This window comes from Halobacillus sp. A1 (genome assembly GCF_024189295.1).
GTDB lineage: Bacteria > Bacillota > Bacilli > Bacillales > Halobacillaceae > Halobacillus_A.
Genome location: NZ_JAIZEN010000004.1, coordinates 38551 through 60514, shown reverse-complemented (window position 1 = coordinate 60514; position 21964 = coordinate 38551). Strand labels below are relative to the sequence as shown.

The following is a 21964-nucleotide window of genomic DNA, read 5'->3' as shown; positions in this document are numbered from 1 at the left end:
AATAAAGCTGATAACTACGATAGCTCCAATAATCATAAGGATTGTTCTTAACATGAATGGACACCTCTCTTCACTTTGTTACTAATTACATACCTTATTTATCAGCTGTCGAAACAGGAAATATACTCAAAACTTCACTTTTCTAATATATTATTTAAAATCATTAAAAAGAACTAGACCTATAGGAGGTCTAGTTCTCATCTTATGGAAGTACAGTGGACCCCATTAAGTAACGGTCACATTCGCGAGCAGCTTCTCGTCCTTCATTAATTGCCCAGACGATCAAACTTTGTCCTCTTCGCATATCTCCTGCTGCAAATACACCATCAATATTGGTATCATACTTCCCATATTCAGCTTTTACATTGGATCGTTCTGTTGTTTCCACACCAAGCTTTTGAATTAAATCCTGGTCTGGACCGCTAAAACCGATGGCCAGCAATACGAGATCCGCCTTCCATACTTTCTCTGTTCCAGGAATCTCACGGCGTGACCGGTTTCCTTTTTCATCGAAAACTAATTCCACATTTACTGTATGCACCTCTTTGACACGTCCGTTCTCATCGCCGACGAAACGCTTTGTCATGACAGCATAAGCACGAGGGTCTCTACCAAGTTTGGCATCAGCTTCGTTATGGCCATACTCGACACGGTGAACGATAGGGTATTGCGGCCAAGGGTTCGTCAAATCATCACGTTCCTCGGCTTTCTTATCGTAAATATCGAACTGCGTAAGGCTCTTGCAATCATGTCTGACAGACGTAGCCAGACAATCAGTGCCTGTATCTCCACCACCGATTACGATGACATCTTTGTCTTTTGCAGAAATGTAGTTTCCGTCTTCATGGTTAGAGTCCAGTAAGCTTCTCGTATTCGAGTGAAGAAAGTCCATAGCATAGTGTATTCCTTTAAGACTTCTTCCTTCAGCTTCGATATTACGATGGACGGTTGCACCACCACATAGAATCACGGAGTCGAATTCTTCACGAAGTCTTGAAACTGGGTAATGACGGCCGACTTCAATGTTCGTGAAAAACTGAATTCCCTCTTGTTTCAAAATATCCACTCGACGCTGGACGACGGAGTACGGAAGTTTCATTTCCGGGATGCCGTAAGTAAGCAGTCCGCCGATTCGGTCGTTTCGCTCATACACTGTCACCCAGTGTCCAGCTTTGTTCAATTGGGCAGCTGTAGCAAGACCAGCTGGCCCAGATCCTACAACAGCCACTTTTTTACCTGTACGGGATTTAGGAGGCTCAGGCTTGACCCACCCATTCTCAAATCCTTTTTCAATAATGGAACGTTCTACCGTCCGAATCGCTACCGGAGGTTCATTGATCCCGAGAACACAAGCCCCTTCACATGGTGCTGGACATGCGAACCCTGTAAATTCAGGGAAATTGTTCATTTCATGTTCTTTTTTCAGTGCTTCTTTCCACTGACCTCGATAAACTAGATCATTCCACTCAGGAATTAAGTGATAGACCGGACACCCTGTGGTCGACCTATTCACTTCCATCCCCGTTTGGCAAGTTGGAACGCCACAGTCCATGCAGCGCGCCCCTTGCATCTGTACTTCCTCCTCAGATAGGGGGAGAGTATAATCATTCCAATCTTTTGTACGTTCGGCAGGATCACGTTCTTTTAGTGTTTGCCTGTTGTACTCCATAAAACCAGTCGGCTTTCCCATCAGATCCCCTCCTGTTGTAATTGATTAGGCTTTCACTGGTTCTTTCGTACTTTCATCAAACGCCGCCATTTCAGCGTCAAATTTATCTAATCCGCTCTCTTTAAGGACTTTGATTCTTTGCTGCATATCATAATAAGCTTCAGGAATGACACGCTTGAACATTGGCACGCTATTCTCCCAATCATCGAGAATACGCTTGCCTTTCGGGCTGTTCGTATAGTCGACATGTTGTTGAATCATTTGATAGAGCTCTGTTATTTCCTGATCATCTTCTAATGGATCTACAAGGACAAGCTCCTTGTTACATTTGCGGTCAAATTCATCGGCTTCATCCAGAACGTAAGCGACTCCGCCTGACATTCCTGCAGCAAAGTTACGGCCTGTAGCTCCTAACACCACAACTTTACCGCCAGTCATATATTCACACCCGTGGTCTCCTACTCCTTCGACAACTACTTCAGCTCCACTATTTCTTACGCAGAAACGTTCTCCTGCAAGGCCATTTACGAACGCTTTACCATCGGAAGCTCCGTAAAAGGAAACGTTACCTACAATCGTGTTGTCTTCCGGAATAAAGGTCGATTTCTTAGATGGATGAACTATAATTTTCCCTCCAGACAATCCTTTTCCTACATAGTCATTGGCATCTCCAATTAATCGGAGAGTCATTCCTTTAGGAATAAAAGCGCCGAAGCTCTGGCCAGCTGAGCCTTTGAACGTAAGACTGACCGTATCTTCATCCAATCCTTTTTCACCGTATCGGCGAGTGATTTCACTGCCCAAAATTGTACCTGTGACACGGTGGATGTTTCTAATTGAGCCTGTGGCTGTAACTTTCTCGCCTTTTTCCAGGGCATCTTTACAAAGAGGAATAAGCTCTTCTTTGTCGATTGTTTTATCTAACCCATGATTTTGTTCTTTCGTTGCGTAACGGCCGACATCTTCCGCCACTTCTGGTTTGTAAAGCAGGGCAGATAAATCTACACCTTTGGCTTTCCAGTGATCAACATTTTCATTGGCTTCAAGAATATCTGTACGGCCGATCATTTCATTTATCGTACGGAAACCTAACTCAGCCATAAGTTCACGCGCCTCTTGTGCAACAAACCTCATAAAATTGGCTACATGCTCAGGGTCTCCGGCATATTTTTTCCTAAGTTCAGGATCTTGAGTGGCTATTCCTACAGGACAAGTATTTAAATGGCACACTCGCATCATAACGCAGCCTAGTACGACTAATGGTGCGGTTGAGAATCCATATTCTTCAGCACCAAGCAATGTAGCTACGACTACATCGCGACCTGTCATCATTTTCCCATCTGTTTCAACGACGATACGATCACGAAGTCGATTCAAAAGCAGGGTTTGATGAGTTTCCGCTAAGCCTATTTCCCACGGAAGACCTGTATGTTTCAAACTTGTACGAGGTGCTGCACCTGTACCTCCATCATAGCCACTGATCAGAACAAGGTCAGCCCGTCCTTTTGCTACACCAGCGGCAATCGTACCTACACCGACAGCCGATACGAGCTTTACGCTCACTCGCGCTCTTGGGTTAGCATTTTTCAAGTTATGAATGAGCTCTGCCAAATCCTCGATCGAATAGATGTCATGGTGAGGAGGCGGGGAAATCAACTCTACACCGGTGGTCGATCCTCGAACTTCGGCAATCCAAGGATAAACTTTCTTCCCTGGGAGATGTCCGCCTTCCCCTGGCTTAGCTCCCTGCGCAATCTTGATTTGGATTTCATCGGCATTGACTAGATAATGGCTCGTTACTCCAAACCGGCCGGATGCCACCTGTTTTATAGAGCTGCGGCGGGAGTCTCCATTTTCGTCAGGAGTAAAACGGTCAGGGTCCTCTCCGCCTTCTCCTGTATTACTTCGCCCGCCTACACGGTTCATGGCTATAGCCAGTGCTTCATGAGACTCCTGACTGATAGAGCCGTAGGACATAGCCCCTGTCTTGAAACGTTGACAAATATCTTCGACAGATTCTACTTCATCCAGCGGGATCGAGTCACGCTTCTTAAAGGATATCAATCCACGCAATGACTGCAGGTTATTCGTTTCATCAGTCAGCAGTTTAGAATACTCCTGGAAGAGATCATAGTCATTTGTACGGCACGCATGCTGTAACGTATGAATCGTTTTCGGATTATACTGATGATCCTCGCCATTGGCACGATATTGGTAATCATCCCCTGGGTCCAGCGTTTTCACGCTCTTCCGTTCATCTCCATACGCGTTGTAGTGTCGCATGAGTACTTCTTTTTCAATGATATCAAGACCAATTCCACCTAACCGGGAAGCTGTACGAGTGAAATAGCGATCAATGACCTCAGGGTGGATACCGACCGCTTCAAAGATCTGCGCCCCTCGGTAACTCTGAATCGTAGAGATTCCCATTTTAGAAAGAACCTTGATAACTCCATCTGTTACAGCGTTAACAAATCGATTGACGGCTACATCAAGAGATTCAACTTCCAGATCACCTTTTTCAATCAAATCATTCAGTGACTCAAACGCTAAATACGGATTAATACCTTCAGCACCATATCCCAGCAGTGTAGCAAAATGGTGGACTTCGCGTGGTTCTGCTGATTCCAGAAGAATACTCACCTTCGTACGAGTTCCCTGACGGATTAAATGGTGGTGCAGCCCTGATACTGCTAACAAGGCAGGAATGGCAGCGTGGTCATGATCTACTCCACGATCAGAGAGAATGAGTAAAGTCGTTCCTTTCTCAACTTCTTCATCTGCTTTCTTGAACAATTCGTCGAGTGCCGCCTCCATTTTATTTGAGCCTTCTTCGGCCGCAAATAGAATCGATATCGTTTGAGACTGAAAACCCTCTACATTTTGCTGGCGCAGCGTTTCCAGTTGGTCATCTCTTAATACTGGGGTTTGCAAACGTATTTTGCGGCAGCTGGCGGGCTGAGGCTCCACAAGGTTCCCCTCCGAGCCAATCGTCGTTTCTACCATCGTGATGATCTTTTCACGGATAGCATCGATCGGCGGATTTGTAACCTGGGCGAAAAGCTGCTTGAAGTAGCTGTAAAGCAACTGCGGCTTTTTCGATAAAACGGCTAAAGGAGAGTCGTACCCCATAGAACCGACAGGATCCTTTCCGTCTGAAACAAGCGGCTTTAAAATTTTATTAAGTTCTTCTGTTGTATAACCGAATGCCAACTGTTGGTCGAGAAGGCTGTCTATTGTATGGGCTGGTTTTGATTTTGGTTTCGGTAAATCTTCTAAATCCATCTTATATTCTTTTAACCATTCACCATAAGGCTCCTGGTTGGCGATTTCTAGTTTAATCTCTTCATCAGGTATAATTTCACCTTTTTCCAGGTCGACTAACAGCATTTTACCTGGATGAAGTCGATCTTTATATAAAATGTCATCCGCAAAAATGTCCAGGGCCCCCACCTCAGAACCAAGGACGATCATGCCGTCTTTCGTCACATAATAACGTGCAGGACGCAGACCATTACGGTCCAGGCAAGCTCCAACCTGCTTACCATCTGTATAGGCAAGGGCAGCCGGGCCATCCCATGGCTCCATCAAACAGCTATGATACTCATAGAAGTCTCTTTTCTTAGGGTGAATGGAGTCATCGTTGGCCCATGGCTCCGGTACCATCATCATGGCTGAATGTGCAAGTGAACGTCCTGAAAGGTATAGGAATTCAAAAGCATTATCGAACATGGAAGAGTCACTGCCGTTCGAGTCGATAACAGGCAGAAGCTTTTGCAGGTCTTCATCACTGAAATGCTCTGATTCACACAACTCCTGCCTTGCTCTCATCCAGTTCACATTACCTCGTAGTGTATTGAACTCTCCGTTATGGATGGTAAAGCGGTTCGGGTGAGACCTTTTCCAGCTTGGAAAAGTGTTGGTACTAAAGCGAGAGTGGACGAGCGCTAACGCGGTCTTGAAATCCGGATGGTTCAAATCAATGTAAAAAGAGTCTAATTGTTCTGGAATGAGCATTCCTTTATATACAATCGTACTGGAGGAAAGACTGCTGAAATAAAAGTCGTCGTATCCTTCTACACCAGCGATTTCAATTTCGGCACGCTTACGAATAATATATAAACGTCGTTCAAGGTCCATCTTCGTTTTAACGCCTTCTGCTGGTGCTATAAACGCCTGACGGATGAAAGGTTTCGTTTTTTTCGCATCGTTTCCTACGAAAGAATCGTTAATAGGAACGGTACGCCAGCCTAAGAAATTCTGGCCTTCCTCCTTGACGATTTTTTCGAACAACTGTTTACAATGCATACGAGCTTCGTGATCTTCGGGCAGAAATACCATTCCGATGCCGTATTCGCCTTCTGGCGGAAGTTCGATATCTTCTTTCTCGCACTGTTTCTCAAAAAAGTAATGAGGAATCTGTGTTAAAATCCCTGCACCATCTCCTGTGCTGATATCAGCCGCCTGGCCGCCACGGTGTTCTAAATTACAAAGGATTGTAATAGCGTTCTCAACAATACTATGTGATTTTGTTCCATTAATATTTGCTAGCATTCCTATCCCACAAGCTTCATGCTCGTTGTCAGGGTGATACAACCCTTGAGGAATCGGATATCCGTTTTTTTGCATATTTGTTCCCCCTCATTTACTAATCATTGAAGTCTCTACGCAAAAGTGACAAAATTCTGTTTTTTTCAGTTTCATATAAGTATAGCATGAAGGAAGGTACATTTCACGCTCCAAACCCTCTAATAGAGCGTTTTTGAGCTAATAATCTGACAATTCTGACATTTATATATATTGTTTGAATCCCTGTAATGAATGGAGTTATCTAAATAGACACCAAAAATGAAAGCGCAACCAAATTAATTTCAAAAAAATTTCATTTGATAGATTTTCTCACAATCCAGTTCAATTTTTTTCCATTTTATACACTAAAATCATCGTTTTTGCATATAGTTACACAGTTATGCAAAAATTAGATCTAATAGGACGAGGTGAGCAAAATGAAGAAACTTAAAAGAATCAAAGATTACGGAGTAGATATTGGTCACCTTCGTGCAGGGAAAAATAACTTGATTACCGATGTCCCTGGGGTGACAGTTGGCCAAGTGACACTAAGCGATAAGCAGATGCAGACAGGTGTCACGGCCATCCTTCCGCATCAAGGTGACCTTTTTCATGAAAAAGTGATCAGCTCCACCTATGTTAACAATGGTTTCGGTAAGACAATGGGCTTGGTCCAAGTTGAAGAAATGGGAACCATAGAAACTCCCATTGTGCTGACCAATACATTAAATATAGGGACAGCAGCTGATGCCGTTATAGACTATATGTTATCCAGAACCCCTGAAATTGGACGAACAACGGGTACTATAAATCCGATTGTCGGTGAATGCAATGATATGTTTTTAAACGACATAAGAGAGCGTTACGTTACGAAGGAACATGTAACTGCTGCCATTAATCAAGCCTCTGACGTCTTTAAAGAAGGAACAGAAGGTGCTGGAACCGGTATGCTTTGCTACTCTCTAAAAGGGGGAGTTGGATCATCCTCCAGATTAATAGAATTGCGGGATGAGACGTACACGCTTGGCGTTTATGTGGTCACCAATTTCTCAGCATTACATGATTTAATGATTGGAGGACGCCCGATAGGAAAGGATTTACATAATAAGCTAAAGACTTCTGAAGATGAAAAAGATAAAGGTTCGGTTATGATCATTGCCGCCACCGACCTGCCTGTAACTGAAAGGCAGTTAAACAGGATATTGAAAAGAAGCGTTACAGGACTATCAAGAACGGGAAGCATCATTGCAAATGGAAGTGGTGAAATTGTTATAGGTTTCTCTACAGCTACTAAAATCCCTCATAATAAAACGGACGGATTACAAAACATTCTTTCCATTCATGAAGAAGACCTTGATATAGCGTTTCGCGCAATCGGAGAAGCTACAGAAGAAGCAGTTCTCAATTCGTTAATTACTGCCCGTCATGTAGTGGGCAGAAATGGGAATGAAAAACCTGCACTACGCGATTTATTGCATAAGTTCTCCATCGAATTAAATAAATAATTAAGACCGTTTAATCACAATCAGCCAGCCCTTCTAAAAAGGACTGGCTGATTTTTTTGTTTTATGAAGTTGATTCTCAATCGGCTTGTTTTTCAGAAGGCAGCAGCAAAGGCTGAGGCTTACATTTCTTCTTCGTCAATTCAGAAACGATAAAAATGAAGATGAATGCAGCGATACAAGCGACAGTTCTAAATGGAAATAGAACGATGCCATCAGCATCAATCATCGGATATGGTAAAAATGCAGGAAGGCCAAGTGCTGGTTCCCCTCCTCCCAACCGAAGGAATACGGCTACTGAGAATCCAGCAATCGATCCATAAAGGTTCGCATTTTTATAAAACAATGCCATTGTCAATTGAGGAAACAGGACAGTATACACTAAATCGGAAGCTAAATACCAAAGAGTATAAACACTTTGAACGTTTAAGGCGATGATCATTGCGCCTACTCCTACAATGATGATCATCCGTTTAATGATTTTTTTCAGCTTGTCCTGGCTGGCTTTCGGGTTGATTAATGGACGATAAATGTTCCAGGATGCCATCGATGATGCTGACAAAATAGAAGAGTCCATGGATGACATAACTGCTGCTGCAAGGGCTCCTAACCCGATAGCAGATATGATTTCAGGTGTTAAGTAACGCAATACATGCGGCAATACAACAGATGCGTTTTCAGGAGTCGGGAGACCCATCCCTGCCCAATCGATGTTATATCCTACGACTCCGATGATTACTGCTGGAATGGCAGCAAGGATACAAATAACGCCCGCCGTAATAGACAGCCACATCGCCGTTTTTTCATTTTTTGCTGAAAGAACACGCTGGAAATATACTTGCCACGCGATACCACCAAAAATAAGCAGCAAGGCGTAATCAATCCAATTCCAGTAATAATCTCCCCAGTCCGGATGATTCCATCCATCTAAAGGAGGAAACAAGTTAGAGTACGTCCCCATTTCCGAGGAGTAATTCCCCCAGGCCGATTCTAAACCACCTACATGACCTAAGGTAAAAGGAATCACCAATATTAAACCTACCAGTAAAACTGCCATTTGGAAAACATCTGTATAAGCGACGGCCCACATTCCGCCTGCTACGGTATAAGCGATGGCTATAACGCCTGATAAAATAATGGAAGTCGTAAAATCAATATTTAAAATCGTACCGAAAGTAGTGCCGAGCGCCGTAAGGATAGCAGCACTCCAGAACATTTCTCCTAGTAATGCCGGGATGTATAAAATCCCCGCCATCCGTTTACCGAACCTTTGGTGCAGAGGGTCAAGAATTGTCATAAATTCATAACGGCGCATTTTTCTTGCGTAGAAAATACCGCCAATAATTAAACTTAGTGCATAACCCCAGGGAGCTTGAGCCCAAACAAGGCCATCACTGTAAGTGAATTCTGCGGTTCCATTTATATAACCGCCGCCTACCCATGTAGCGGCCATCGTGAACATTGCGATTCCAAGGGGGATGCTGCGCTTGGCAACCATCATATCTGAGAGGGAATTAGATTTTTTTGAAGCAAAAATTGCACCAATGTAATAGACAAGTGCATAAAACACGATCATCGTAATGAATCCACCCCAATGGATGTCATCATTCGTAAGGAAAATATAAAACATAAATATAACGACTGAGATTCCTAGTATCAACGCTGCAGCATTCTTTCTTAAGAATGACTGATTTTCATTTGACTGTTCTGTCATCGGCTTCACTCCTAATTGTTTTTTGAATATTCTGCAAGTTATAAAAGGCGGACGTTTTCTTGAATTAACGTATCCGCTATTTTACAAAGACGCGTCTGCTTATTGGTCCTTATTTTCATCTACGGGAATGGCATCGAATAATTTGCCGCTTTCAATCGAAGCAACTAATTTTTGAAGCCAATAATAATAAGGCTTAGAATCCTCCATCTGCCTATAAGTCAACAGAGCTTCTTCGCGTAAATTTCCATCTACAGATTCATCTTCAATAAGTTGATCAAGCTCTTGCTGAGCCTTATGGATAGCGTCTAAATTAATCCTCACTTCTCGCAGCCACTTTTTCGTAAAAAAGTTTGTGAAGAATTGAAAGAAGTCTTTTTCCGCCACGAAAGTTTGTCTTCTCGTTCCTTTACGGAAAGTCTGCTTCACTATGTTATAGTCCTGAAGCTTCTTTACACCCGTACTCATGCTTGGCTTACTCATTCCCAGCTTTTCACGCATTTCGTCCAGGGTCATATCATTTCCGAAGTACATAGTTCCATACAAGTTGCCTGCACTCCTGGTGACGCCATACAAATCCATTGTTTCTGCAATTGAATCTATGACTAGCGCTTTTGCTTGTTCAAAAGAAGCACGCGCATTGTCTCCTTGTTGGTTCGACATTTACAACCTCCTCCAGACCAAACAAATAAACTTTATTAAATTTTTTCTTAACAAACTTATCTTAACGAATATTCTCATCTTGTCAAAACGTTAATCTTTTTATTCCTTGGTTCTAGTCTATCAGGCCATACGATCAGGACAATTTAAATTTTTTATTCGCTTTGACAAAAAAAATTAAAGCTGATATCGTAAACATTATTAAATATGTTAAATGATTACTTAATAAAATGAGTAATTAACAAGAAAAAAGTAACGTATACCTCGAAAAAAGCGCAAAACACTGTAGTATTCTATGTTGTTCAAGTTTGTTCGGCAGAATCACGATTATTTAAAGCAGAATAAAATGTTCGCGATGACACTCGTTAAACGTGTAAGCCGAATTAAGCATAGAAACGGTTTTGATGAAGAAACCAATAATTGCACGTTTCCTAACGATTGAGAAGTTGTCTTTCAAAGAGGAGGCTGTATCCCTTGCTAACGATACTATCTATGATCTGGCTGACGCTGTTTGGCCAACGGACATCCAAAAGTACGAATTCGCAGTTTTTAAATTACGATTAAGTTACCGTGCAGATCAACGATTTCCACCCACTCTATACTGAAGAAGTAAAGGGCAGATAAAAGCAGCCAGGAATCGGTCGTGAGTAAGGCCGTCCAAGTTTAGAAGAATATACATAAATGAAACGCTATGTAATAAATACCCTGAACCGATCCACTAGGTTTAAATAAATTCATTTGTGACAAAATCGGATGTTTTCTAATACAGGTATAACGACTCCAGTTGTCCATTTACTTCACTGCAAGAGGCTGGTGTAAAAGTTTTCATTTTATTAGAGTCGATCCTAACACACCAGTAGGTTCAGTAACGGAAGCTCTTTATAGAGATAAAATATAGTACTTCGATAAAACAGTGTTTGTAACATTCTTAGTGAAGTACTTTCAGCCAAAAGGGTCTCCTACAGTATGTTAATCATTCACCGTTTCTTTAGAGAATTGCTGAGTTTTATCACTCGCCACACCAATGCAAAGCTTTTGCTAGTTCTTCTATAGGCACCTGAAAAGTATCTATACATAATACTTTTCAGGTAATCATTAAAAGATGGTTTCGTTTAGTTCCTCACACCATGGAAATGGGGAGACTCCCGCGGGAATGGATAGACTGGCTAGACCCCGGAGAGCATTAGCTAGAGGATACTTGCCGCCTTATCAGCGGAAAGCGAGTCATTTCCCAGACCTCATTCTCCAAACAAACATAATGAAACCGATCTTCGAAATTAGGCAGCTTATATGTATATCAACACAGAAATTAAACATAGTTTAAAATAAAAAATCCGCCAATTCTTCCTCTAGAAGAATTGGCGGATTTTATTATTTTTCCTGTCGATATTTCCCGGGAAATTTCAGGCAGCCTGGACCCTTGATTTTTCAGGTGAAGAAATTGATAACACCCACAACCCACATAAAATAAGAGCCATCCCTATCCAGGACACTAAGGAGAAGACTTCTCCTACGACAAATACACCTAACAATGCAGCCGTCAAAGGTTCTGCAAGCGACAAAGTTACCGCTGTAGAACCAGGCATCTTTATTAATCCTTTAGAAAATAATACGTAAGCAACGCCTGTAGCCAATATTCCTAAATGGAGACTGACTAAAACACCATTTACGCTCGCCATCCATGATGAATCGAATACGAATAGGAACGGCGATAATATGATTGCGCTTAAGATGAAAACTACAGCTACCACTGTGATAGGCGAATGGTTTTTCACAAGCTTTTCACTAATCAACGTATACGCCGCAAATGATAACCCGGCTCCAAGCGCAAGTAAAATACCTAAAGGGTCCACGGTAATTTCTTCACTATTTAGAAAGAGCATGCCGCAGCCGATAATCGATAGACTTGTGGCCATCCACCACCTTCTTGATTTTCTGCGTTTCATAAACAACCAATCGATTAAACCAGCCATAACTGGGGCACTTCCTATTCCTACTACTGTGCCGACTGCTACTCCCGTTAAACTGACGGCTGAAAAGAAAAATGGCTGATAACAGGCCATACTTATCGCTGCGCCCAAGACATATTTCGTATGCAAACCCCTGAAACGCAACTTATTCATAGCAAGTGCTGCCACAAATAAAAAGATACCGCCAACAGCTAAACGGACCGCACCGACCGATATAGGATGGCTGGCTGGAATAAAGGTTTGAGCTGTTCCAGTAGTCCCCCACAATACGGCGGCGAACATGACCATGAAATATGGAGCTTTCATTAAGACCTGACACCGCCTATAGCACCATGTATTTTAAAATACGATAGTTTTATTTTCATGAACAATCAAGCGATCTTCTAAATGCCATTTCACACCACGAGCAAGAACGCTTCGTTCAATCGTGCGTCCCATCTTTTTCAAGTCATCAATGCTGTCACGATGATCAACACGCATAATATCCTGTTCAATAATCGGTCCTTCGTCGAGATCATTTGTAACGTAATGGGATGTTGCTCCAATCAGCTTCACACCGCGTTCGTAAGCCCGCTTATGAGGATTGGCTCCAATAAAGGCCGGTAAAAACGAATGGTGGATATTAATGATCTTAAACGGATGCGCAGCAACGAATTCCGGAGTCAATATTTGCATATAGCGCGCAAGTACAATCAGATCGATCTCATATTCCTTTAATAAAGCAAGTTGTTTCTCTTCCACCTGTTTGCGAATATCCTTATTCGATGGAATGTGGTAGAAGGGCAAATTGAATGATTCAACAAGTTCCCGGCAATCTTCGTGATTACTTACCACCAAGCCAATGTCCGTAATAAGGTCTCCGCTTTGCCATTCCAGTAAAAGTTCCCGCAGACAATGGAGTTCCTTTGAGCAGAAAATGGCTGTTTTCTTCACATCATAAGCACCTTTTAACGTCCATGTCATATCGAATTGTTCGGCAATCGAGTGAAAATCCTTACGCAGTTCCTCTTCCTTCTCCGGCAGGCGTGGTGAATCAAATTCGATGCGCATGAAAAACTTTCCGTCTTGAGGATCTGTCGTATATTGATTGGATTCAATGATATTGGCTTCATTTTTATGAAGGAACTGTGTGACTGAAGACACGATGCCCGGCTGGTCAGGACAATTTATGAGTAAACGTCCACTATTTTTATGTTTTTCCTTATAATTCTGCACTTGTTCTTGTATATATGATTTCATAACCTATAGTTCTCCTTTTGTTTTAATCTATCATTACTATTGCCGCTCAAGAGGGTTATTAATCTTATTGAACAGCTTTTCGTTTAGAAGAAGAGAGGATATTCAGTTCTTCTCTATATTTAGTTACAGTCCTGCGGGAAATCGTGATGGTATGCTCCCTATTTAAAACATCTGCTATCTTCTGGTCAGAGAGAGGCTTTTGCCGACTCTCATTTCTTACCAGTTCGCGTATGAGATCTTTCACGTATTTTGATGATACAGAACCGCCCTGATGCAGCTGTAATTTCGAAGTGAAAAACATCCTTAGCGGTACCGTTCCAAAAGGGGTCTGAATATATTTATGCGCGACTGTGCGGCTGACAGTAGATTCGTGTCTATCAATTTCTTCCGCTATATCTTTCAGCTGCAATGGTGCAAAAGCTCCCTTTCCTCCATCATTCAGAAAATCTGTTTGTCGATCGACAATCGATTGGGCCACTTTAAGCATTGTTGTATGTCGTTTTTCAATACTGCGAATCAGCCATGAAGCCTTATTATAGCAAGTTTTCACATACTCACCAGCGGTACCTTCGATATTTTTATAGTGGGTGTTCATGTAAATGCGCGGCTCACCATATTTATTCAGAGAAACCTCATACCTTCCCCCTACTTTCTCTACGTAAAAATCAGGTGCAATGTATTCTGCTTGTTTAGTAGAAGGCAGCATAGGACGTGGGCTCAAACTTTTTATTAGATTTGCGATGGTCATAACCTTCTGCCTTGTAATCGATAATTGCTCCGCTATATAGGCCCAGTTCTCATCGGCAAGTTCTGGTAAGTGATTCTTGATCACCAGACGGATAAGAGAAAAGTCAGCATAGTCCTTAACTTGAAAAAGTAAATACTCTCTAAAACCGTAACAGCCGAGCCCGCTTGGCTGAAGCTGCTTTAAAATGGACAACCCACTTTCCACATCCTTCTCTTCCACACCTATCTCTGTAGCCACTTCTGCCTGCGTGTAAGGTAAAAATCCATTGTCATCAAGGTTCAAAATTAGTTGGCTGACGACCTTCTTATCCATTCCACTCAATGTAAGCAAACGTTGTTCTTCAAGAAGTGCCTGCCGCCAATCTCCTTGTTTCTCTGCATAGTCTTCTACTGTAAGATCTGGAGACGAGAAATTTGTCGGAGGAGGCTCTTCAATTTCTATCAATGGATTCTCCATCGCTTGTTCCTTTATGAAATCAACTAATTCCACCTGCGTGTATTGTAAAAGAGAGATAGCTTGACGGAGCTCCTTCGTCATTTTCAAGCGGGGCGATTGATTTTGAGTTAATTCGAGCTTCACGTCCTACCTCCTCCCTATAAGAGTTATACCTATTTTCGTTGATATGAAGACATTTTTCAAGGTAATTCATAAACAATCATGAGACACTCACTCTCCTTTTTTTACAATAAACGACGTAAATGAATAGATATGATTACAACAACTCTATCGTCCTTGTTATAATGAATTGGTAGAGATTGTATCCACGGATTTAAGGAAGATTCGTGTGCTTGGTAAACGTAAACCAAGAGGAAGGTGGAGATCTAGTGAGTAAAAGTAAACCGAAAATTTTAGTATTAGGTGCAGGGTATGCAGGGATGATGACGGCGAAGAGACTCTCTCAGCAACTCAAGCCTGAGGAAGCAGAAATCGCTTTAGTCAACAAACACAATTATCACTACCTGACGACTTGGCTTCACGAAGTTGCAGCAGGAACGGAAGAACCTAACAAATCCAGGGTTATGATCAGCGACGTCCTAAATACGAAACGCGTCCAATTGCATTACGATACAGTTGTTGAAATCAAAAAGGATGAACAGCGTGTCGTTCTAGAAAACGGGGAGTTAAGCTATGACTATCTCGTCGTTGCTCTTGGATTTGAAACAGCAACTTTCGGTATACCCGGAATTAAAGAGCACGCTCTTAAGATTGAGAACATCAACAGCAGCCGCTATATCCGTGACCATATAGAGTACCAGTTTGCTCGTTACAGCAGCGGAGTTGATAGAAATGAAGATTCATTGAACATTTTAGTTGGCGGAGCCGGATTTACTGGTATCGAATTCGTCGGCGAATTAGCTAAGCGTGTACCGGAATTATGCAAGGAGTACAACATCGACCGTGAGAAAGTCCGCATCATCAATGTAGAGGCAGCTCCTACTGTACTCCCTGGCTTTTCGGAGGATCTTGTAGAGTATGCGAAAAAATCTCTTGAAGATCGAGGAGTAGAATTCAGAATCGGCACTAAAATTCAAGAATGCACAGAAAAAGGATTTATTGTAGGAGACGACCGTGAAGAAATCAATGCCGGAACTGTCGTTTGGACTGGTGGAGTACAGGCGAATTCCATCGTAGGCGAATCCGGGTTTGAAATTTTCAAAGGAAAAGTGAACGTCAATGAAGACTTACGTGCACCAGGCTATGAAAATATCTTTGTAATCGGCGACTGCTCATGGGTTATGGACAAAGAAAGCGATAAGCCTTTCGCAGTAAACGCTCAGAGCGCAATTCAAGAAGCAGACACTTGCGCTTCCAACCTTACAGCTCTGCTGCGTAAAGAGCCTTTACAAAGCTTCCAGTTTGATTATAAAGGTACGGTAGCCTCTCTTGGCGGAAGTGATGCGATGGGAACAGTGCTGGATGATAAGAAGCTTTATGGTATGAGCGCAAAAGCAATGAAGAATGTAATAGATGACCGTTATTTATTCTTAGTCGGCGGGCCTAAGCTTGTCCTTAAAAAAGGGAAAGTACGCTTCTTTTAATTTTTCTTAAGGGGGAACGATATCATGAAAAATTTCTTATGGTTACTGACAGCTCTCACTGTTGGAGCTACTGTTCTTTATACGGCAGTCAGCCGAGTGGCGGAAGCTAATAGAGATTTTAGATAAACGGAAGAAGCCAGCCCCTTAAAATAGGGAGCTGGCTTCTTTTTTGCTTTGTTGAATTTCAAGGTTGATATTGTATAAGCTCCCTTTTGTGGAAGGCTCAATTTCGAGACGCCGGGGCTGTTTCCGTTATGTTTGACAGTATGTAGAGCTCCGGGAAATCACTCGCTTTCCGTGGGAGCGCGGTGAGCCTCCTCGAGCTAACGCTCTCCGGGGTCTCCCCAAGCACTCTTTTCCCACAGGAGTCTCGTAATTTCCCGGAGCTCTTTGCGATCATGAGTAGAACGGAAACTCTTTTGACAGAACTTTAGCACCTAAGAACTTTGAGAACATTAATATGAATTTTTTACTCAGAATATGAATATCTGTAGTGACATACACCACCTCCATCCATGTAGTAAGTCTTACCTGAATGGAAGCCGTTTCTCTCCTTAATTAATAAATCAAAACGCTGGAATTGAGTGCCACGCATGTTCCAATTGTTTACGACACTACTTGTTCAAAAAATGAGAACATTAATGGCAGCATATTGATTGGCTGAACATAGGTCTTTTGTTAATAATATTGAGGTAGAATGCAATGTTTTGATTAGGGAGGAATCGGGAATTCGCGATTTTTTGATGGAAGGGTTCGTTTTTCACTTCTATCGAATGGTGTGGTTTGGAAGTTGCGAGACTCCCTTTGTAATAGCGGAAGCGCTTCGTTCAGCGGCGTATGTACTGGACTGAGCTGGAGGAGATACAGGAAAGCGAGTAGCTCCCCAACCACCCCTGACTGTCAACCTGGCAACGAACCCTGGTTACCAAGAAATCAAACCTTCCTCAATCCCTCCATATTGTTGAATAACTATCTTATGAAAATCAACAACGGCATTTAACATTTTAGAAAAGATCTGCCTTGCTCCGTTATTTCCGTACCACCTCTTCCCCGCTTCACCCTTACATACCCGCGCTCTTCGAGATCTTTTAATATCTTTCTGATTTGCTGAACAGAGAGCGGAAAATCAGACTTCTGACTTCGTTCACTTATTTTACTGCGGCTGGCACTAACATAGGACTCATTAAGCTCAAGGATGATAGCTAATACGTGAATGAATTTCTGCCGATCTAGCATACTTGGTTGTGCGTCTGCCTCATATGACAAATTACTTTGAAAAAATCCGTCGTTCGGTAAATCTCTTTCCGTAATTACTGTGCCTTCTCCTACAGTAATCAAATAGGAGATCGTATTCTTCAACTCTCGTATATTTCCGTACCATTCACAGTCTTTCAATGTGTTCATTAAGGAGGGACTTATCTTATGGTCAGGACAGCCGTTTTCAATGAGAAACTGGTGAACAAGCCTCGGAACGTCTGCCTTTCTTTTTCTTAATGAAGGAATTTGCAGAAATAAGACTTTAAGACGATGATATAAATCTTCGCGGAACTTCCCTTCTTCAATGAGGCGGAGAAGGTCTTTGTTTGTAGCTGCGATCACGCGCACTTGAATCGGAATGTTCTTATTGCCGCCGATTTTTCTGATTTCCATTTCTTGAATGACTCGGAGTAAACGTGCCTGCAGCTTGAGACTGATATCTCCAATTTCATCCAGAAAGATTGTACCTCCATCAGCCTGCTCAAAGATTCCCTTTTTTCCGCCTCGCTTCGCTCCGGTAAATGATCCCTCTTCGTAACCAAATAGTTCGCTTTCCAGCAGTTCTTCAGGGAGAGCACTGCAATTGACAGCTAAAAACGGATCAAGTTGTTGACCAGAATGGTTATGAATGGCGCTTGCAAACAATTCCTTTCCCGTGCCGCTTTCTCCCTGAATGAGGACAGGTAGTTCAGAGCGGGCCAACTTCTTGGCAATTTCTTTTGTTTTTTCAAGCGCCTCACTTTCCCCAATAATATCTTGAAAGTGGTACTTGGCGATATACCCGGTTTTCGTGAGCTGTTTCCTCGCCGCCCTCTCCATCGTAATCGTCTCGTCGGTGTTTTTGAAAATAAGCAGTACACTGTCACTACCTTCCCAATCAAAACGGTATACCATAACGTTATACGTATTAATGGTAAAGTAGCGCCCTTCCTCTTGAGGCTGCGACAAAAACTGCAGCAGATCATGCTGTTTGAATAGCTGCGGAAGAGTCTTTCCTATAGCATGAGAAGCAGATAGTCCCGTATATTCTTCCATGAATGGATTGAACACCGTAACCTTCCCTTCTATGTCTATCGCCATAATTCCATCATTGACGCCATCCACCACTTGCTTTAGGTGTTCGTTCAACGTTTGCGTCTGTTGGTTCATTTCAGAAATTTTCTTACTTAACTCAATGATCTTACTTGTATAACGGCTTGAAATGATGCCGCCCAGTTTACGCTTCAATTGAAAATGATCCAGTATCTCGATTAAGGTGGTAATATCGATCAGTCTGACTCCGATATCGACAACCTTTTCAATTCTCTTAGGGATGAACGGTACTTCGCCGGGTGTAATGGCGGTATCGATTTCTTCACTGAATGAGCGGCCGTTATAGGGCTTATAATCCAAGTGGTTCATCCCGATTTTTTCCAATGTATCTATCGTCTCTATTGTCATTTCAGGGGTATCATTGACACAGAGTACCGTGGTGTTATCACGAAGCTCGAACAATCGATCAATATGTTGATAGTTGATGGTTCTGCGGGCAGTAATCGACGTGCAGCGTTCACCAATGACATGAGCTGCTTCCTGCTCTATTAAATGGGAGGAGAAAATGATCAAATCTTTTTCTATTAGATCCGGTAGAGATTCATCTACCGAATAACTATCAATCTTAATAAACTCACCAAAAATTTCGTCCAGCTGCTGATGCAGTGTAGCTCTTGTTTCTGGAGTTCCTGCTAATAGAGTCAAATGATTATCCATAAAGACACCCTTTCTGGTTTCTATTATACCACCCTAATAAAACCAATAATAACCCGTAAACCCATTAAAACTTGAAATATTCAGAAAATATTGTTGGCATGGTTTTTGCATGTGTAATAGTGAGGAGAAAAATAAGGAGGAAAATACATGAAGAAGAAGAAAAAAGCCATTCAAATGCCACATACGTATGTCATCATTTTTTGCGTTGTCTTATTTGCTGCACTGCTTACGTATTTAGTTCCAGCAGGGGTGTTTGAAACAGAAGATGTCACTTACGACAACTCTGGATCAGAAGAAACCCGCACCGTACTTGTTCCCGAAAGTTACTCGACTGAAGAAGGAGAAAGCAGCGGCACCACCTTGTTCGAAGGAGGCGGCGGAGCCGGACTGCTCAACTACGTGTTTGAAGGGTTAGTGAGCGGTGATAAATGGGGTTCTGCCGTCGGAGTTGTGGCTTTCATTATAATCATCGGCGGAGCTTTTGGTATCATTATGAGAACAAGAGCGATTGAAGAAGGAATTCTATCCGTTATAGATCGGACAAAAGGAAAAGAAGTGCTCATAATCCCCATAATGTTCTTCCTGTTCTCTTTAGGCGGGGCTGTCTTCGGAATGGGCGAAGAAGCGATTGCTTTTGCTATGATTCTTGTGCCACTCGTCATTGCCCTTGGTTACGACGCCATAACAGGCATCATGATCACTTATGTTGCGACACAGATCGGTTTTGCCACATCATGGATGAACCCTTTCGGTGTAGCGATCGCTCAGGGAGTCGCTGACGTTCCAGTGCTTTCCGGTTCACCTTTCCGTATGGTCATGTGGCTTGTGTTCACAGCTGTTGGAACTTTTTATACGTGGAAATATGCCAGTCGTGTTCGAAAAGATCCGACACGTTCACTAGCTTATGATTCAGACCAGTATTTCCGCGATGATTTTGAACAAAAAGATATTAAAGTGAATTTCACCACAGGACACCTGCTGGTCATTCTTACCGTAGCAGCCGGAGTAGCTTGGATTATCTGGGGTGTTATTGAAAATGCCTATTTCATTCCGGAAATCGCCAGCCAATTTTTCACAATCGGTTTGGTAGCAGGTATCATCGGTGTCATTTTTAAATTGAATAATATGAGAGTGAATGATATTGCAGAAGGTTTCGCAGATGGGGCCAAGGACCTCCTTCCAGCCGCATTAGTCGTAGGTATGGCGCAGGGGATCATCATTATTCTTGGAGGTGACGATCCAGCATCAGCTTCCGTATTGAATACGATCTTGCACTCAGCGGGTCAATTGTTTGAAGGTGTACCTGAAGTCATTGCCGCATGGTTCATGTTCTTATTCCAATCGGTCTTCAACTTCTTTGTAGTTTCAGGATCTGGACAGGCTGCACTGACGATGCCTCTTATGGCGCCACTAGCCGATATTGCAGGGGTCAGCCGTCAAGTAGCCGTACTGGCCTTTCAACTAGGAGATGGACTGACGAACATTATTGTACCGACATCTGCCGCACTGATGGGTACACTTGGCGCAGCACGTTTAGATTGGGGATTATGGTTCAAGTTTATCATTAAATTCCAACTGATCTTATTCGGCTTAGCTTCCTTTTTCATCATTCTGGCTGCGCTCATTAATTTCAACTAACGATAGGAGGCAGCGATCATGCTGACATTGATTAAAAACACTACAGTATACAATCCACATTATTCAGGCGTGAAGGATGTACTCCTGGCTGATCAGCGGATTGCCAAAATCAGCGACCAAATAGAACTCCCAAGTGATTGGGATTGGATAAAAGTCATCGATGGAAGAGGGAAAATCATGACACCCGGCTTTATCGATGGACATGTGCATATAACAGGAGGCGGCGGTGAGGGAAGTTATCGGACCCGTACCCCTGAGCTCACACTAACGGACGCGACTCGCAGCGGGGTTACGACTATTGTCGGTGTCATTGGTACCGATGGAACGACCCGCACAATGACGAACCTGATTGCTAAAGCCCGTGCACTTAGAGAAGAAGGCATCTCCTGTTATGCTCACACAGGCTCATACCAAATTCCGGTACACACATTAACAGGTAAAATTGAAGACGATCTCATGCTCATCGACCTTATTATTGGTGCTGGTGAAATAGCGATCGCCGACCACCGTTCTTCCCAGCCTACAGTTGAGGAACTTGCCCGTCTTGCCTCACAGGCACGAATAGGAGGGATGTTGTCTGGCAAAAAAGGGGTCGTCAACATTCATTTAGGAGATAGTCCTGAGCACCTTTCTCTCATTGAAAAAGTGGTGGAAAGTACGGACATACCGATCAGCCAATTTTATCCCACTCATGTAAACCGAAGCCGCAGTCTTTTTGAAGCCGGCATTCGTTATGCAAAAAACGGTGGATACGTTGATTTTACGACGAGTACCATTCCTAAGTTTTTGGAAGATGGAGAAGTAAAAAGCAGCCAAGCATTAAGAGAAATGCTGGATGCAGGCGTCCCCGTTGAGCAAATCACTTTCACTTCAGATGCCCAGGGCAGCTTACCTGATTTCAACGAAAGAGGAGAGCTCATCGGATTAAAAGTGGGACGAGTCCTCTCCCTGTACGAAGCGTTCAAGGATGCGGTTCAAGAGCAAAATGTGCCGTTAGACAAGGCTTTGCAAGTCGTAACAGAAAACCCGGCGCGTATCTTAGGACTCTCGTCGAAAGGAACACTCAAAGAAAAACAGGATGCCGATGCCATCCTGTTCGATGAGAAGACATTAGCCATTGATACAGTCATCGCTTTGGGCCAAGTCATGGTGGAGAAAGGCGAAGTCGTAGTTAAAGGAACATTCGAATAAAAAAAGGTCAGCTCCTACTTTC

Annotated in this window: 13 protein-coding genes; 5 read left to right on the top strand and 8 right to left on the bottom strand. The window is 42.8% G+C overall.

Annotation, left to right across the window (positions count from 1 at the left end; genetic code table 11):
- Positions 1-202: 202 nt before the first annotated feature.
- Complete coding sequence (locus LF817_RS05910; protein WP_253934859.1) at positions 203-1690, bottom strand: glutamate synthase subunit beta; 1488 nt, start codon at positions 1688-1690, stop codon at positions 203-205.
- Between the two features lie 24 nt (positions 1691-1714).
- Entirely contained in the window at positions 1715-6298 is a 4584-nt protein-coding gene (gene gltB / locus LF817_RS05905) for a glutamate synthase large subunit (RefSeq protein WP_253934858.1), read from the bottom strand.
- Between the two features lie 377 nt (positions 6299-6675).
- On the opposite strand from gltB, the gene LF817_RS05900 reads away from it, so the two are divergent.
- A complete protein-coding gene (locus LF817_RS05900; RefSeq protein ID WP_253934857.1) occupies positions 6676-7743 on the top strand; it encodes a DmpA family aminopeptidase in 1068 nt (355 codons plus the stop codon).
- Between the two features lie 76 nt (positions 7744-7819).
- On the opposite strand, the gene LF817_RS05895 is transcribed toward LF817_RS05900, so the two are convergent.
- Complete coding sequence (locus tag LF817_RS05895) at positions 7820-9370, bottom strand: high affinity choline transporter 1 (RefSeq protein WP_253935035.1); 1551 nt, start codon at positions 9368-9370, stop codon at positions 7820-7822.
- A gap of 183 nt (positions 9371-9553) precedes the next feature.
- Positions 9554-10114, bottom strand: coding sequence for a choline uptake/conversion transcriptional regulator CudC (gene cudC / locus LF817_RS05890; protein ID WP_253934856.1), 561 nt, complete (start codon positions 10112-10114; stop codon positions 9554-9556).
- A gap of 401 nt (positions 10115-10515) precedes the next feature.
- On the opposite strand from cudC, the gene LF817_RS05885 reads away from it, so the two are divergent.
- Entirely contained in the window at positions 10516-10716 is a 201-nt protein-coding gene (locus LF817_RS05885; protein ID WP_253934855.1) for a hypothetical protein, read from the top strand.
- Between the two features lie 798 nt (positions 10717-11514).
- On the opposite strand, the gene LF817_RS05880 is transcribed toward LF817_RS05885, so the two are convergent.
- From LF817_RS05880 to rpoN, 3 genes are all read right to left on the bottom strand, one after another.
- Complete coding sequence (locus tag LF817_RS05880) at positions 11515-12387, bottom strand: EamA family transporter (protein WP_253934854.1); 873 nt, start codon at positions 12385-12387, stop codon at positions 11515-11517.
- Positions 12388-12420: 33 nt separating this feature from the next.
- The gene (purU, locus tag LF817_RS05875; RefSeq protein WP_253934853.1) at positions 12421-13320 is read right to left on the bottom strand and encodes a formyltetrahydrofolate deformylase; all 900 of its coding nucleotides are present in this window, start codon (positions 13318-13320) and stop codon (positions 12421-12423) included.
- 64 nt (positions 13321-13384) lie between these two features.
- Entirely contained in the window at positions 13385-14647 is a 1263-nt protein-coding gene (gene rpoN / locus LF817_RS05870; protein WP_253934852.1) for an RNA polymerase factor sigma-54, read from the bottom strand.
- 245 nt (positions 14648-14892) lie between these two features.
- On the opposite strand from rpoN, the gene LF817_RS05865 reads away from it, so the two are divergent.
- Positions 14893-16107 carry an NAD(P)/FAD-dependent oxidoreductase gene (locus LF817_RS05865; RefSeq protein ID WP_289215440.1) on the top strand — a complete coding sequence of 405 codons (1215 nt, stop codon included), beginning with the start codon at positions 14893-14895 and terminating at the stop codon, positions 16105-16107.
- Between the two features lie 996 nt (positions 16108-17103).
- Here the strand turns inward: LF817_RS05865 and LF817_RS05860 are convergent.
- Positions 17104-19113, bottom strand: a complete 2010-nt coding sequence (locus LF817_RS05860; protein WP_253934851.1) for a sigma 54-interacting transcriptional regulator — start codon at positions 19111-19113, stop codon at positions 17104-17106.
- Between the two features lie 147 nt (positions 19114-19260).
- Between LF817_RS05860 and yfcC the strand changes: the two genes are divergently transcribed.
- Positions 19261-20751, top strand: coding sequence for a putative basic amino acid antiporter YfcC (yfcC, locus tag LF817_RS05855; protein WP_253934850.1), 1491 nt, complete (start codon positions 19261-19263; stop codon positions 20749-20751).
- Between the two features lie 18 nt (positions 20752-20769).
- On the top strand, positions 20770-21942 hold the full coding sequence (gene iadA / locus LF817_RS05850; protein WP_253934849.1) for a beta-aspartyl-peptidase: 1173 nt from the start codon (positions 20770-20772) through the stop codon (positions 21940-21942).
- Positions 21943-21964: the final 22 nt, after the last annotated feature.

Bases quoted from the DNA above. Each gene is read 5' to 3' on its own strand.
- LF817_RS05895 (WP_253935035.1), bottom strand. From the start codon at position 9,370: ATGTTTTATATTTTCCTTACGAATGATGACATCCATTGGGGTGGATTC.
- gltB (WP_253934858.1), bottom strand. From the start codon at position 6,298: ATGCAAAAAAACGGATATCCGATTCCTCAAGGGTTGTATCACCCTGAC.
- LF817_RS05900 (WP_253934857.1), top strand. From the start codon at position 6,676: ATGAAGAAACTTAAAAGAATCAAAGATTACGGAGTAGATATTGGTCAC.
- LF817_RS05880 (WP_253934854.1), bottom strand. From the start codon at position 12,387: ATGAAAGCTCCATATTTCATGGTCATGTTCGCCGCCGTATTGTGGGGG.
- LF817_RS05910 (WP_253934859.1), bottom strand. From the start codon at position 1,690: ATGGGAAAGCCGACTGGTTTTATGGAGTACAACAGGCAAACACTAAAA.
- purU (WP_253934853.1), bottom strand. From the start codon at position 13,320: ATGAAATCATATATACAAGAACAAGTGCAGAATTATAAGGAAAAACAT.
- iadA (WP_253934849.1), top strand. From the start codon at position 20,770: ATGCTGACATTGATTAAAAACACTACAGTATACAATCCACATTATTCA.
- LF817_RS05885 (WP_253934855.1), top strand. From the start codon at position 10,516: ATGAAGAAACCAATAATTGCACGTTTCCTAACGATTGAGAAGTTGTCT.
- cudC (WP_253934856.1), bottom strand. From the start codon at position 10,114: ATGTCGAACCAACAAGGAGACAATGCGCGTGCTTCTTTTGAACAAGCA.
- LF817_RS05860 (WP_253934851.1), bottom strand. From the start codon at position 19,113: ATGGATAATCATTTGACTCTATTAGCAGGAACTCCAGAAACAAGAGCT.
- yfcC (WP_253934850.1), top strand. From the start codon at position 19,261: ATGAAGAAGAAGAAAAAAGCCATTCAAATGCCACATACGTATGTCATC.